This window comes from Mycolicibacterium lacusdiani (genome assembly GCF_021916785.1).
Taxonomy (GTDB): domain Bacteria; phylum Actinomycetota; class Actinomycetes; order Mycobacteriales; family Mycobacteriaceae; genus Mycobacterium; species Mycobacterium lacusdiani.
Genome location: NZ_JAKCFC010000005.1, coordinates 33911 through 48865 on the forward strand (window position 1 = coordinate 33911; position 14955 = coordinate 48865).

Below are 14955 nucleotides of genomic sequence, written 5' to 3' on the forward strand. Positions count from 1 at the left end.
GGTAGGTGCGAGGTAGACACGGTGGATACCTCGACGATGGGACGCACGGCATGACGGACGCACGACGGTGAGCACCCTGATCCGTTCGGGGCCCGACACCGACGCCTTCACCGTGCAGAGCATCCGCGCACTGCGCACCGACGTCGTCGCAGCGCTAGACGGTGGCGCCACCGCGATGCACGACATCGGCGCTCGCTCGTCGATGCGGTTGAAGTGCGCGAGTCTCGGTGTGCCGCGCAAGGATTGGGCTTTGGTCTCGCGCTGGGCGTGGGTGAACGACGCCGAGTCGATGCGTGCGCTCGACTCCTACGTCGACCTGATGATCGCCGACCGCTGCTGGAAGCTCACCGACGATCTGATGTCGGACCTCGTCCTCGCCGACGTCGACGGTGACGGGCTCACGGCCGACGACCTGCGCGCCGTCGTCGTCGCCCTCGTGACTACCTAGCGCAGGTCCGCGAGCACCGAGGCCAGGACGTCGAGGCCCTCCTCGAGCAGCTCGTCGCTGATCGCCAGCGGCGGCAGGAAGCGCAGCACGTTCCCGTAGGTACCGCACGACAGCACGATCACGCCCGCTGCGTGCGCGCCTGCCAGCAGGGCCTTGGTGAGATCGGCGTCTGGCTCGACGGTTCCGGACTTCACCAGCTCGACGGCGATCATGGCGCCCCGCCCGCGGACGTCGCCGATGCGGTCGTCGTCGGCCTGCAACCGTCCCAGCCGGTCCTTCATCAGCGTCTCGATCTCGCGGGCGCGTTCGACGAGTCCGTCGCTCTCGATGGTGTCGATGGTGGCCAGGGCCGCGGCGCACGCGAGCGGGTTGCCGCCGTACGTGCCGCCGAGCCCGCCGACGTGCGGTGAGTCCATGATCTCCGCCCGACCGGTCACCGCGGACAGCGGGAGACCGTCGGCGATGCCCTTCGCGGTCACGATCAGGTCGGGATCGATGCCCTCGTGCTCGCAGGCGAACATCGCGCCCGTGCGGGCGAACCCGGTCTGCACCTCGTCGGCGATGAAGACCACGCCGTTGTCCCGGCACCACTGCAGCAGCGTCGGCAGGAATCCCTCGGCGGGGACGATGAAGCCGCCCTCGCCCTGGATGGGTTCGATGATGACGGCGGCGAGGTTGTCGGCGCCCACCTGCTTGTCGATGATCGACAGCGCGCGCCGGGCCGCCAGTTCACCGTCGGTGGCCAGTTCCTTGCCGAACTCGGCATCCCGGAACGGGTAGGACATCGGGGCGCGGTAGATCTCGGAGGCGAACGGCCCGAACCCGTGCTTGTAGGGCATCGACTTGGCCGTCAGCGCCATCGTCAGGTTGGTTCGACCGTGATAGGCGTGGTCGAACGACACCACCGCCTGCTTGCGGGTGTACGCCCTGGCGATCTTCACCGCGTTCTCGACGGCCTCGGAGCCGGAGTTGAACAGTGCCGAGCGCTTCTCGCCCGCCACGGGGGTGAGCCGGTTGAGGTGCTCGCAGACCGCGACGTACTGCTCGTACGGGGTCACCATGAAGCAGGTGTGGGTGAATTCGGCCGCCTGCGCCGAGACGGCGGCGACGACGCGGGGGGAGGCGTTGCCGATCGTCGTGACGGCGATGCCGGAGCCCAGGTCTATGAAGCGGTTGCCGTCGACGTCCTCGACGATGCCGCCCGCGGCCCGCGCCGCGTACACCGGCATGGTGTTGCCGATGCCGCGGGCCACCGCGGCGCCCTTGCGGTCGATGAGCGCCGCCGACCTCGGGCCGGGGATCGCAGTGGCCAGGTAGCGGCTCTGTTCGAGGGTGCTCACGTCTGACTCCAGATTGTTCGCGGTGGTGGGTCGGTCGACGGGATGACTACCCCGTGTCGGCGCGGTCAAGCCTAGTCCCGCACACGCCCGAAGCAACGATATGGTCGACGAAAAGGCATCGGCGCCACGCATCGAGTACCGATAGCGGCCCATCGCCACGCTTTCGGTCGTCGGACGCCCGCGGGCCCGGCTCGTGCTTCGGGTGGATCGGCGGGCCGTCGGACGCAGCCTTCGTCGGAATCGGCCGTGATGGCACACTAGGGGCTGACGAGGCGACCCCGATGACTCCCGCTCGGGCGCCGAAATACGCAAGACCGACACGAAAGACAAGTGCTGCGATGGATCTGGTCGTCTTCCTTCCCCTGCTCATCATCCTCGGCGCGTTCATGTTCTTCGCCTCGCGCCGCCAGAAGAAGGCGATGCAGCAGACGATCGACCTGCACAACTCGCTGGCCATCGGCGACCGGGTGCACACCACCTCCGGCCTGGAGGGCACGATCGCCGGCATCTCCGACGACAGCGTGGACCTCGAGATCGCCCCGGGCGTCGTGACCACGTGGATGAAGCTCGCCGTGCGGGACCGCATCGACGCCGCCGACGAGCTCGACGACGACGAGTACGAGGACGCCGAGTACGAGGATCACGACGGTGCCGTCGAGGCCGTTCAGATCGAGAAAACCGACCCCGACCAGGTCAAGAAGGACTGACAGCCGGGCACTCAGCCCGACCCCGTACCCTGTGCGGTTGCTGACGTACTGACCTGAGGAGATTCGAGCAACGTGGCATCGTCTTCAACGCCGGTGCACCCGTACCGCTACCTGACACTCTTCCTGGTCCTCCTGATCGGTGCCTATCTGCTCGTCTTCCTCACCGGGAACAAGCAGCCCGAGCCCAAGCTCGGCATCGACCTGCAGGGCGGGACCCGTGTCACGCTGACGGCGCGCACCCCTGACGGATCGCCTCCCACCCGGGACGCGCTGATGCAGGCCCAACAAATCATCGGCGACCGCGTGAACGGCCTCGGCGTGTCCGGGTCCGAGGTCGTCATCGACGGTGACAACCTGGTCATCACGGTGCCGGGCAATGACAGCAGCGAGGCCCGCAATCTCGGCCAGACCGCTCGGCTGTACGTGCGTCCCGTCATCCACGCCATTCCCGCCGAGGGCGAGCAGCCCGCCGGCGCACAGCCACCCCAGGGAGCACCGGGCCTGCCCGGGCTGCCGGGCGGCGCCGGCCTGCCGGGGTTGCCGGGCGGCGCCGGACTTCCCGGCGCGCCGGGTCAGCCGCCGCTGATCGCGCCCGCCGAGCCCGAGGCGCCGATCGTCGCGCCGACGCCGGGGCAGCCGCCCCGACCGGCGCCCGCATCGCCGGCTCCACAGCCGCGGCCGTTCCCCGAGGAACCCGCACCGTCGCCGAGCCCGGCGCCGCCGTCGACGCCCGCTCCGTCCAGTCCGGCGCCCTCGCCAGCTCCGACCAGTGGCACGCCGCCGCCGGGGCAGCCGAACACGGGCAACACGCGCGCCGACCTGGCCCAGCGCATCTCAGACGAGAAGGCGCTGCGGCAGAGCGCAGATCAGCAGATTCAGCTCCTGGCGCTGCAGTTCCAGGCCACCCGCTGCAACGACGAGGACGTCCTGGCGGGCAACGACGACCCGAACCTGCCCCTGGTGACCTGCTCGCAGGATCACAAGACCGTCTACCTGCTGGACAAGTCGATCATCAACGGCGAGCAGATCGCAAACGCGACGTCCGGGTTGGACTCCCAGCGCGGTGAGTACGTCGTCGACCTCGAGTTCAAGGGTGACGCCGCCACGATCTGGGCCGACTTCACCGCCGCCAACGTGGGCACCCAGACGGCGTTCACGCTCGACTCCGAGGTGGTCAGCGCACCGCAGATCAACGAGGCGATCCCCGGCGGCCGGACCCAGATCACCGGGTCGTTCAACGCCGACTCGGCACGCGAGCTGGCCAACGTGCTCAAGTACGGCTCGCTGCCGCTGTCGTTCGAGTCCTCCGAGGCCGAAACCGTCTCGGCGACACTGGGATTGACCTCGCTGCGCGCGGGTCTGATCGCAGGCGCCGTCGGCCTGGCCCTGGTGCTGGTCTACGCGCTGGTGTACTACCGCGTGCTCGGTGTGCTCACGGCGCTGTCGCTGGTGGCGTCCGGCGCGATGGTGTTCGCCATCCTCGTGTTGCTCGGGCGCTACATCAACTACACCCTGGACCTCGCGGGCATCGCAGGTCTGATCATCGGCATCGGCACCACGGCGGACTCCTTCGTGGTGTTCTTCGAGCGCATCAAGGACGAAATCCGCGAGGGCAGGTCGTTCCGTTCCGCCGTGCCCCGAGGCTGGGCGCGCGCCCGCAAGACGATCCTGTCGGGCAACGCGGTCAGCTTCATCGCCGCCGCGGTGCTCTACGTCCTCGCCGTCGGCCAGGTCAAGGGCTTCGCGTTCACCCTCGGCCTGACCACCATCCTCGACGTCGTCGTGGTCTTCCTGGTGACGTGGCCGCTGGTGTACCTGGGCTCCAAGTCCACGTGGCTCTCGAAGCCGAAGTACAACGGGCTCGGCGCCGTCCAGCAGATCGCCAGGGAGCGGCGGGCCGCCGCCGCGACGGCGGGGGTGAAGTGAGCATGTCCAAGCATGGGAAATCCGAGGACCAGACCATCGACGACACCGCCGACGTAGACGTGGCATCCACCGGAGCCGAGCAGGGCGCTGCGGGAGCTGCCCCCAAGCACGGCTTCTTCATTCGGCTCTACACCGGTACCGGCGCGTTCGACGTCGTCGGCAAGCGCAAGATGTGGTTCATCATCAGCGGCGCCCTCGTCGCGATCGCCCTGGCCAGCATCCTGCTGCGCGGCTTCACCTTCGGCATCGACTTCGAAGGTGGCACCAAGGTGTCGATGCCGGCCCAGGGCGCCCAGGGGCAGGTGACCACCGAACAGGTCGAGACCGTCTTCGACGACACCATCGGCACGCCGCCGGAGTCCGTCGTGGTCGTGGGCAACGGCGCATCGGCGACCGTGCAGATCCGTTCCGAGACACTCGACAACAACCAGACCGAAGACCTGCGCAACGCACTGTTCGACGCATTCGCGCCCAAGGGCGGCGACGGTCAGCCCAGCAAGCAGGTCATCAGCGACTCCGCGGTGTCGGAGACGTGGGGTGGGCAGATCACCCAGAAGGCCCTCATCGCGCTGGTGGTCTTCCTGGTGATCGTGACCATCTACATCACGCTGCGTTACGAGCGGTACATGGCCGCCGCGGCGCTGGCCGCGCTGGTGTTCGACCTCGTGATCACCGCAGGCGTCTATTCGCTCGTCGGGTTCGAGGTGACGCCTGCGACGGTCATCGGTCTGCTGACCATCCTTGGCTTCTCGCTCTACGACACCGTGATCGTGTTCGACAAGGTGGAGGAGAACACCAGCGGGTTCGAGCACACGACCAGACGCACGTTCGCCGAGCAGGCGAACCTTGCGATCAACCAGACGTTCATGCGGTCGATCAACACCAGCGTCATCTCGGTGCTGCCGATCCTCGCGCTCATGGTGATCGCGGTGTGGCTGCTCGGCGTCGGCACGCTCCAGGACCTCGCGTTGGTGCAGCTGGTCGGCGTCATCGTCGGCACGTATTCGTCGATCTACTTCGCGACACCGCTGCTGGTGACGATGCGGGAGCGCACCGAACTGGTCCGCAACCACACCCGACGGGTGATGAACCGCAGGAAGGGCGCCTCGGCCAAGGCAACTGCGGCGGCGGAGTCGGGCGGCGCCGTCGAGCCGGCGTCGGTAGCGGTGTCCGCACCGGTCGCGATCGCCCCGGACAAGCCGGCGCCCGGCGTCAAGCCGACTCGTCCGACCGGACGTCCCTCGGGCAAGCGGAGCCCCAGGCGGTAGGTGGCGATGGCTGCCCGCTTCCGGCGAACTGCGATCCTCGCAGCCACGCTGTCACTCGTCGCCGGGCTGACCGCGTCGTGCTCGGGAAGCACGGCCGATCAGATCGACTACGCCGTCGACGGCACGCTGGTCACCTACAACACCAACACCGTGGTGGGCGCCGCGTCCGGTGGGCCGCAGGCGTTCTCGCGGGTCCTGACCGGGTTCAACTACCACGGGCCAGAAGGCCAGATCGTCGGTGACCGCGACTTCGGGTCCATCTCGGTGGTGGGACGCAGCCCGCAGGTGCTCGACTACGAGATCAGTGACAGTGCGGTCTACTCCGACGGCAAGCCGATCACGTGCGACGACATGGTGCTCGCCTGGGCCGCGCAGTCCGGCCGGTTCCCGGGCTTCGACGCCGCCAATCGGGCGGGCTACGGCGACATCGCGTCCATCGACTGCGCGCCGGGGCAGAAGAAGGCCAGGGTCACGTTCGCCCAGGATCGGGCCTTCGTCGACTACGGGCAGCTGTTCGCCGCGACGTCGATGATGCCGTCGCACGTCCTCGCCGACGAACTCGGTCTCGGCGACGGTGGGGTCACGGCGGCGCTACAGGCTGGGGACCAACCGACAGTCGACCGCATCGCCACCGCCTGGAACCAGACGTGGAACCTGACGCCGGACGTCGACCTGAAGAAGTTCCCCTCGTCGGGTCCGTACAAGCTCGACGCCGTGACCGACGACGGCGCGGTGGTCCTGGTCGCCAACGACAAGTGGTGGGGCGCCAAGCCGGTCACCGCGGAGATCACGGTGTGGCCCCGCGGCGCCGACATCCAGGACCGCGTCAACGAGGGGTTCTACGACGTCGTGGACGTCGCGGCCGGTTCCTCGGGCACGCTCACGCTGTCCGACGACTACGCCCGCACCGATGCGCCGTCCGCCGGCATCGAGCAGATCATCTTCGGCGCAAGGGGATCGGTGGCCGACCCCGTGGCGCGGCGGGCGCTGGCGCTGTGCACGCCGCGTGACGTGATCGCGCGCAACGCCGAGGTGCCGATCGCCAACAACAGGCTCAACCCCGCGGCCGAGGATTCGATTACCGCAGCCGAGAACGGCGGCGGCGCAGAGCAATTCGTCGTCGCCAACCCGGGTGCCGCACGCGACGCCATCGGGGGCAGACCGCTCACCGTGCGTCTGGGCTACCAGACTCCCAACGCCCGCCTGGCCGCGATTGCCGGGACGATCGCCAAGGCGTGCGAGCCGGCAGGGATCGTGGTGGAGGACGCCGCGGGCGACGGGGTCGGGCCGCAGGCGCTGCGCGACGGTCAGGTCGACGCGCTGCTGGCGAGCACCGGGGGAGCAGTGGGCAGCGGCTCCACGGGATCGTCGGCGATGGATGCCTATGAGTTGCACACCGGCAACGGGAACAACCTCTCGGGATACTCCAACGAACAGATCGACGGCATCATCGGCGCGCTGGCCGTCACCGCCGATCCGAAGGAGTCCGCACGCCTGCTCGGCGAGGGAAGTCGCGTGCTGTGGGACGGCATTCCGACGCTTCCGCTGTACCGCCAGCAGCGCATGCTGCTGGTGTCGACCAAGATGGACGCCGTGAGTAGCAATCCGACCCGTTGGGGCGCCGGCTGGAACATGGACCGTTGGGCGCTGGAATCGTGAGCGACGAGGGGACGGGCGCCTCGGCGGCGGCCCAGGCCATCGCGTCGCTGACCCGGGAAGTGGCCGACTTCCCCGAGCCGGGCATCCAGTTCAAGGACCTGACGCCCGTGCTCGCCGACCCTGCCGGGCTGGCCACGGTCACCGACGCGCTCGCCGAGGTCGCCGACGGCTGCGACATGGTGGCAGGAATCGACGCCCGTGGCTTTCTGCTGGGGGCGGCGGTGGCGATCAGGCTCGGCACGGGCGTGCTAGCGGTGCGCAAGGGCGGCAAGCTGCCGCCGCCGGTGTTCAGCGAGACCTACACGCTCGAATACGGCACCGCCACGCTGGAGATCCCCGCCGATGGAATCGAACTGACCGGCAGGCGTGTTCTGGTGATCGACGACGTGCTCGCGACCGGCGGCACGGTCGCGGCGACGGTGAAGCTGCTGGAGCGGGCGGGGGCGGTCGTCGTGGGCGCCGCGGTGTTGCTCGAGTTGGCGGCGCTCGGCGGGCGCGAGGTCGTGGGTGCGTTGAAGGTGACGAGCCTGACGGTGGTGCGATGAGCGCTCGCGCGTAGAGCAGCGCAGACTGAGGGATATCCTCGAGATGCCGGCAGAGGTCAGGAGGTGGTGACGTGGCTGACGATCATGCCCTGACACAGACGCAGCCGATGCCGGTCATCCCGGCCGACGCCGTCGACCCGCCCAAGTCGACCTCCAGCGCGTCGCGGCGCGTGCGGGCCCGGCTGGCACGACGCATGACCGCGCAGCGCAGCGCGGTGAACCCCGTGCTCGAGCCGCTGGTCGCGGTGCATAAGGAGTTCTACCCGAAGGCCGACCTCACGCTGCTGCAGCGTGCGTACGAGGTGGCCGAGCAGCGGCACGCCGATCAGATGCGCCGCTCGGGCGACCCGTACATCACCCATCCGCTGGCCGTCGCGAACATCCTCGCCGAGTTGGGCATGGACACCACCACGCTCATCGCGGCGCTGCTGCACGACACGGTCGAGGACACCGGCTACACGCTGGAAGCGCTGACCGCCGAGTTCGGCACCGAGGTCGGCCACCTCGTCGACGGCGTCACCAAGCTCGACAAGGTCGCGCTGGGTTCGGCCGCCGAGGGCGAGACCATCCGCAAGATGATCATCGCGATGGCGCGCGACCCGCGCGTGCTGGTGATCAAGGTCGCCGACCGGTTGCACAACATGCGGACGATGCGATTCCTGCCGCCGGAGAAGCAGGCCCGCAAGGCGCGCGAGACGCTCGAGGTGATCGCTCCGCTGGCCCACCGGCTCGGGATGGCGACGGTCAAGTGGGAACTCGAGGACCTGTCGTTCGCGATCCTGCACCCGAAGAAGTACGAGGAGATCGTGCGCCTGGTCGCCGACCGGGCGCCGTCGCGCGACACGTATCTGGCGAAGGTGCGGGGCGAGATCATCGCCTCGCTGAACGCCTCGAAGATCAGCGCGGTCGTCGAGGGCAGGCCCAAGCACTACTGGTCGATCTATCAGAAGATGATCGTCAAGGGCCGCGACTTCGACGACATTCACGACCTGGTCGGCGTGCGCATCCTGTGCGACGAGATCCGCGACTGCTACGCGGCCGTCGGCGTCGTGCACTCGCTGTGGCAGCCGATGGCGGGCCGGTTCAAGGACTACATCGCCCAGCCCCGGTACGGCGTCTACCAGTCGCTGCACACGACCGTGATCGGCCCCGAGGGCAAGCCGCTGGAGGTGCAGCTCCGCACGCAGGAGATGCACAAGACCGCCGAGTTCGGCATCGCCGCGCACTGGCGGTACAAGGAGGCCAAGGGCCGCAACGGTCAACCGGCGACCAACGCCGCCGCCGAGATCGACGACATGGCGTGGATGCGCCAACTGCTGGACTGGCAGCGGGAAGCCGCCGACCCCGGCGAGTTCCTCGAGTCGCTGCGTTACGACCTTGCCGTCCAAGAGATCTTCGTGTTCACCCCCAAGGGTGACGTCATTACGCTGCCCACGGGTTCGACGCCGGTCGACTTCGCCTACGCCGTGCACACCGAGGTGGGGCACCGCTGCATCGGAGCTCGGGTGAACGGCAGGCTCGTCGCGCTCGAACGCAAGCTCGAGAACGGTGAGGCGGTCGAGGTGTTCACCTCGAAGGCGCCCAACGCGGGTCCGTCACGGGACTGGCAGACGTTCGTGGTGTCGCCGCGGGCGAAGGCCAAGATCCGGCAGTGGTTCGCCAAGGAGCGCCGCGAGGAGGCGCTCGACTCGGGCAAGGACTCGATCGCGCGTGAGGTGCGCCGCGGCGGACTTCCGTTGCAGCGGTTGGTCAATGCCGAATCGATGGCCGCGCTGGCGCGCGAGCTGCGGTACACCGACGTCTCGGCGCTCTACACCGCGGTCGGCGAGGGGCACGTCTCCGCGCGGCACGTGGTGCAGCGCCTGGTGGCCCAGCTCGGTGGTGACGAGGAGGCCGAGGACGAGATCGCCGAGCGGTCGACTCCCGCGACGATGCCGGTGCGCCAGCGCACCAGCGACGACGTCGGCGTGTCGGTTCCCGGTGCGGCAGGCGTGCTGACCAAGCTGGCCAAGTGTTGTACGCCGGTGCCTGGCGACAACATCATGGGGTTCGTGACGCGCGGCGGTGGTGTCAGCGTGCACCGCACCGACTGCACGAATGCCGAGTCGCTGCAACAGCAGTCGGAACGCCTCATCGACGTGAAGTGGGCGCCGGGCCCGTCGTCGGTGTTCCTGGTCGCCATTCAGGTCGAGGCGCTGGACCGGCACCGGCTGTTGTCGGACGTAACGCGGGTGCTGGCCGACGAGAAGGTCAACATCCTCTCGGCGTCGGTCACCACGTCGAATGACCGCGTGGCGATCAGCCGGTTCACCTTCGAGATGGGCGACCCCAAGCACCTCGGCCACGTGTTGAACGTGGTGCGCAACGTGGAGGGCGTGTTCGACGTCTACCGCGTGACGTCGGCGGCTTGACCGCTCGGATCGACCTTCGCCGCGCGTCGCGTACTGACGGCGCCGACCACCGCAGCGGCGACGCAGGCCACGCCGACGGCGCCGGCGAACCACGGGAACACGGCGCCGAGTTCCCACTGCGTGGCCGCCCAGCCCGCGACGAGCGTCGGGACGGCCATCGCCGTGTAGGCCAGCAGGTAGTACGCCGACATGGTCTCGCCACGGCGGTCGGCGGGCACGACGTTGGACAGATGTCGCAGCGAGCCGCCGAAGCTGAGCCCGAACGTCGCGCCGAGCAGGGCCGCGGCGCCCAGGACGAGGTGCCACTGGTGGGTGGCCAGGGCCGGGATCGTCAGCCCCAGCGCCACCGCCATGCCGACGTCGCCGATGATGGCCGCCCGCCGTGCGGGCACGCGCGTCGCGAACAGCTGCGCGATGGCCGCCGAGAAGGCCGTGGCACCGACGACCGCGCCACCGAAGACGAGGTTGTGCACGCCGGTCTGCGCCGATGCCAGCGCGGGGTAGAGCGAGAGCAGCACGCCCAGCACCGACCACGACGCGATGACGCCGAGGGCGGAGAACCAAAAGTCGCCGCGGATCTCGCGCGGCACTGAGGGTTTGGCGATGCGGATCGGTCCCGACGACCGCGCGGAGTGCGGTTCGCGCAGGGCGATCACGCCCACCCCGACGACCGCGCAGACGACGGCGACCACCGCATACGGGGTGCGCATGGGGTGGGGCACGTACTGGGCCAGCAGCGAGGAGCCGAGGATGGCGACCGTCATGCCGATGTTGAAGGCGACGCCGCTGAGCTGCCCCGAGCGCACGCCGTGGTCGGGTCGCAGGTCCAGCAACGCCGCGGCGCCCGCGACGACGATGGAGCCCACGGCGGCGCCGTGGATGGCCCGGGCGACGATGAGCAGCGCCATGTTGTCGGCGATGAGGAACACGCCGAGGCCGACGATCATCGCGGCGAGTGCGCCGAGCAGCACCGGCTTGCGGCCGATGACGTCGGAGATACGTCCGGAGACCAGGACCGCACCGAGCGCGGCGACGGCGTAGACGGCGAACACGATGGTCGTGGACAGCGGCGAGAGGTGCCAGACCTCTTCGTACATTCGGTATAGCGGGGCAGGCAGCCCCGAGACGCCGAGCGCGACGCCGGACAGCACCAGCAGCAGCGAGTACGCCCAGCGCTGCGACTCACCGGCGAGCCGGTCGGTCGGGGCCACTGTCACGGTGCCTCCTGTGCAAGGTTTGACGGACGTCGAACTCGATCGAGAGTACGCTCGGGTTCGATGGTCATCAAACCGGTTGTGACGGAGGGCACGCAGTGACGGGTGGGAACCTCGACGCCGCGCCCGTCGCCGGCGTGCACCGGATCCTGTCCGCCCTCGCCGACCCGGTCCGGCTGGAGATGGTGCGCAGACTGATGAACGCGGGCGAGCCGACACCGTGCGCGCTGCTCTACGACGGCATCAACAAGTCGACCGCCACCCACCACTTCAAGATCCTGCGCGAGGCCGGTCTCACCGAACGTCTGGTGCACGACGGCCAGATCCATCAGCGGTTGCGGGTCGACGACGTCGACCGCGCGGTCCCCGGTCTGCTGGCGTCCGTCGTGGAGAAGGCGAACCGGGAGGTCGAATCGGCCTAGGTCTGGCGCTGCGCTTGTGTGCCGCTCAGTTTCATGCGCTCGTCGCCAAAATCACGTGTCGCCAGGGGTGACGCTTCTAGGCTCTGCAAGTGCAGTTGACGTGGCCGTTGACTTGTCGCTCGCAGGAGATGGGCGCTATTGAAGCCGCCATCTCGACTTCGGATGTCTTTGGGGTCGTCGTTAGTGGTGCGGCGGGCGTGGGGAAGAGCACGATCGCCCGCGCGGCTTTGTCGGTAGCGGCGTCGCAGGGATGCGAGGTCCGGTGGGCGGTGGGCACGTCGTCGGCGCGGTCGGTTCCACTGGGTGCCTTCAGCGCGTGGGCGGAGTCGGGCGTCACCGACTCTGTGCAGCTCCTTGGCGGGGTGATCGCGTCGCTGACCACTGCGGCCGCTGGCACCACTGTGGTTGTGGGTGTTGATGACGTGCATCTGCTCGATGACCTGTCGATATTCGTCGTGCAGCAGATCGTGCACCGCGGCCTGGCCAAGCTCGTGCTCACCGTGCGCGACAGTGAGCCGGCGCCCCCAGCAGTACAGGAGATCTGGAAGGGCGGCCGGTTCGATCGGCTCGAGGTGCAGCCGCTGTCGCTCGAGGCGACGACCGCCCTGCTGTCGGCGACACTAGCCGGAGCGGTGGATCCGGACACCGCGCAACGGCTGTGGCAGCTGACTCTCGGCAACACTCTGTACCTACGCAACATCGTCGAGCAGGAGTTGGCCGATGGCCGGATCGCTCGCCATCTCGGCCTCTGGCGGTGGACCGGCGACCCGATCATGCCACCGGGCCTCGTCGAGTTGATCGAATCCCGCATAGGCGCCCTACCCATGCCGGTCGGCGAGGTGATCGACGCGGTAGCTGTGGGTGAGCCGATCGAGTTGGCCGCGTTGCAGCGAATCACCGATCCGGCGGCCGTCGAGGAAGCTGACAGCCGTGGCCTCATTACGGTCGAGCCCGCGGTTGGCGGGGCGCAGGTGCGGGTGGCGCATCCGCTCTACGGTGAGGTACGCCGCAGGCGGGCGCCGGCCACCCGGCTGCGGCGGTTGCGCGGACTGGTCGCCGCCGAACTCGCGGCATCAAGGGATCACGACGACATGCGAGTCGTCGTGCGTCGCGCGACGTTGAGCCTGGACTCCGACCTCGCCCCGGAACCCGACCTGCTGGTCAGAGCTGCGAACGGGGCCGTCTGGCTGGCGGATCTCCCTCTCGCCGCCCGGATCGCCGAGGCGGCAATTCGTGCAGGAGCAGGGTTGGACTCCAGATTCATTCGCGCACATGCACTTTCTTGGGTGGGTCGTGGTGAAGAGGCTGAGGCGATTCTCGCCGAAATCGACACCGGCCAGCTGACCGTCGACGACCGTGCCAGGCTCGCATTCTTGCGTGCCAGCAACATGCTCTGGGCGCTCGGCGATCCCTCGCGGGCAAAGGCGATCATCGATGACGCGTCACCCGTCACGACAGCTCGCGCCCGCAGTTATGTCGACGCCTTCCTCACGGTGTACTGGTTCGCAGTGGATCAACCGGATCTGGCGATGCAGGCGTCGCAGGGCCTCGCATTGGACGAGCTGCCCGAAGTCGTTGGCGCTGAGATGGCCAGCGCGCTCGCCGTCATATCAGGGGACGCAGGGCGCTCCACCGAGGCATTGGCGATCGCCGAAGCCGGATACACCGCGGCGACTCGCTCACTCGACGCACCGCACATGCGGTTCAACATCGCCGACGCGCACGTCAGTGCGCTGCTGTTGGCCGGAAGGATTGGGGAAGCCCTCAAAGCGGCTGAGCGCACGCGCCAGCAGGCGGCGGATCTACCCGGCGCGGCCCACTTGCTGGGACCTGCTGTCGCGGGCCGCGCCGCACTCGGTGCCGGCGACACGGAAACCGCGAGTGTGTCGTTGGAACAGACAGCCCTTGCGCTGTCCGCTGCCGGCTACGCCATCGGCTGGGGGTTCCGGTATCGCGTCTCAAGCGTGACCGCGCTCGCGATACGCGGTTCATCCGCCGAGGCCGCCGCTGGACTGTCGGTGATCGACACGGTTCGGCGTCCGTTTCGATCACTGGATTATGAGCGCAGCCTTGCCAGGGCATGGGTGGTTGCCTGCCAAGGTGCCGTCAGCGAGGCGATCGTCGTCTTGCTGTCGGCGGCCGAAAGAGCCGCCGGCAAAGGCAGATTCGCCGCCGAAGTGATGTGCCTGCAGACCGCAACTCAGTTCGGCGATCGGTCATGTGCACCTCGGCTGTGCGAACTCGAAGCGGTCGTCGAGGGACCGCGCGTCGGTCTCGCCGCTCGGTTCGCCGTGGCGATGCGAGACGGTGATGCCGACCAATTGGTTCTCGTTTCTGAGGATTACGAGGCTATGGGTGACCTCGTCGCGGCCGTCGATGCGGCCGCGCAGGCCGCACTGGTGCACCGCAGCAAGGGCCGGCGGGGATCGGCATTGAGCTGCTCGGCGCGCGCGTCGGCCATCGCCGAAGATTGGGCCATCAGCACCCCTGCGTTCCGTCACGCCGCCGAACCCTTGCCACTTACCGATCGCGAACTCGAAGTCGTGAACCTGATCCGCCATGGGTTGCACAACAACGAAATCGCCGCACGGTTGATGCTGTCCCCCCGCACCGTCGAGAGCTACGTCTACCGGGCCATGGCGAAGACCGGAACCAGGAGCCGCGAAGAACTCGCCGCTCTACTACCGCGCCAAAGCGACAGGTAGTACGACGCAGGGGCCTGCCCCGTCAGATTGCAGTGGTGCGCTACTGCGCTCGTGCGACTGAGCGCGAGCGACGATTCCAGGCGCGGAGCGTGACACCAAACTCATTTTCCGCGTTCCGCCATAGGCATCTTGAAAGGAACGATGATGGGATACGCAAGCACGACACTCGCACCTGGGCATTGCCCGTCGGTCCTCCACCCTGTCGCCAAGGGGGTCACGGTTGCCAGCGCTGGCATCCTCGCGTTGGGTCTCGTGACGGCACCGCCGGACGTTCGTCGCGCGGGGACTGAAGTCCGTCAGGTACAACTGG

11 protein-coding genes are annotated in these 14955 nt (G+C 68.5%); 9 read left to right on the forward strand and 2 right to left on the reverse strand.

From position 1 onward, the window contains the following. The first annotated feature begins 67 nt into the window (after positions 1–67). The gene (locus LOK44_RS16710; protein ID WP_237571230.1) at positions 68–448 is read left to right on the forward strand and encodes a hypothetical protein; all 381 of its coding nucleotides are present in this window, start codon (positions 68–70) and stop codon (positions 446–448) included. Here LOK44_RS16710 and gabT read toward each other — a convergent pair. Further along, positions 445–1788: a 4-aminobutyrate--2-oxoglutarate transaminase gene (gene gabT / locus LOK44_RS16715; protein WP_237571231.1), complete on the reverse strand. Its 1344-nt coding sequence runs from the start codon at positions 1786–1788 to the stop codon at positions 445–447. The two genes, LOK44_RS16710 and gabT, sit on opposite strands and share 4 nt — an antisense overlap. A 338-nt stretch (positions 1789–2126) precedes the next feature. Between gabT and yajC the strand changes: the two genes are divergently transcribed. The 6 genes from yajC (at position 2127) to LOK44_RS16745 (ending at position 10304) form a co-directional block, all read left to right on the forward strand. Beyond that, positions 2127–2495 carry a preprotein translocase subunit YajC gene (gene yajC, locus LOK44_RS16720; protein ID WP_237571232.1) on the forward strand — a complete coding sequence of 123 codons (369 nt, stop codon included), beginning with the start codon at positions 2127–2129 and terminating at the stop codon, positions 2493–2495. 72 nt (positions 2496–2567) lie between these two features. Continuing rightward, on the forward strand, positions 2568–4421 hold the full coding sequence (secD, locus tag LOK44_RS16725) for a protein translocase subunit SecD (protein WP_237571233.1): 1854 nt from the start codon (positions 2568–2570) through the stop codon (positions 4419–4421). A 2-nt stretch (positions 4422–4423) separates the two neighbouring features. Further along, on the forward strand, positions 4424–5689 hold the full coding sequence (gene secF, locus LOK44_RS16730) for a protein translocase subunit SecF (RefSeq protein WP_237571234.1): 1266 nt from the start codon (positions 4424–4426) through the stop codon (positions 5687–5689). Between the two features lie 6 nt (positions 5690–5695). Next, the gene (locus LOK44_RS16735) at positions 5696–7348 is read left to right on the forward strand and encodes an ABC transporter substrate-binding protein (protein ID WP_237571235.1); all 1653 of its coding nucleotides are present in this window, start codon (positions 5696–5698) and stop codon (positions 7346–7348) included. Then, on the forward strand, positions 7345–7893 hold the full coding sequence (locus LOK44_RS16740; RefSeq protein ID WP_237571236.1) for an adenine phosphoribosyltransferase: 549 nt from the start codon (positions 7345–7347) through the stop codon (positions 7891–7893). The genes LOK44_RS16735 and LOK44_RS16740 overlap by 4 nt, the downstream gene beginning before the upstream one ends. A gap of 107 nt (positions 7894–8000) precedes the next feature. Next, positions 8001–10304: a RelA/SpoT family protein gene (locus tag LOK44_RS16745; protein WP_237571517.1), complete on the forward strand. Its 2304-nt coding sequence runs from the start codon at positions 8001–8003 to the stop codon at positions 10302–10304. On the opposite strand, the gene LOK44_RS16750 is transcribed toward LOK44_RS16745, so the two are convergent. After that, entirely contained in the window at positions 10280–11515 is a 1236-nt protein-coding gene (locus LOK44_RS16750) for an MFS transporter (RefSeq protein ID WP_237571518.1), read from the reverse strand. The two genes, LOK44_RS16745 and LOK44_RS16750, sit on opposite strands and share 25 nt — an antisense overlap. Before the next feature lie 101 nt (positions 11516–11616). On the opposite strand from LOK44_RS16750, the gene LOK44_RS16755 reads away from it, so the two are divergent. Continuing rightward, positions 11617–11940 carry an ArsR/SmtB family transcription factor gene (locus tag LOK44_RS16755; protein ID WP_308192760.1) on the forward strand — a complete coding sequence of 108 codons (324 nt, stop codon included), beginning with the start codon at positions 11617–11619 and terminating at the stop codon, positions 11938–11940. A gap of 128 nt (positions 11941–12068) precedes the next feature. After that, complete coding sequence (locus tag LOK44_RS16760; protein ID WP_237571520.1) at positions 12069–14645, forward strand: helix-turn-helix transcriptional regulator; 2577 nt, start codon at positions 12069–12071, stop codon at positions 14643–14645. The last annotated feature ends 310 nt before the right edge of the window (positions 14646–14955 follow it).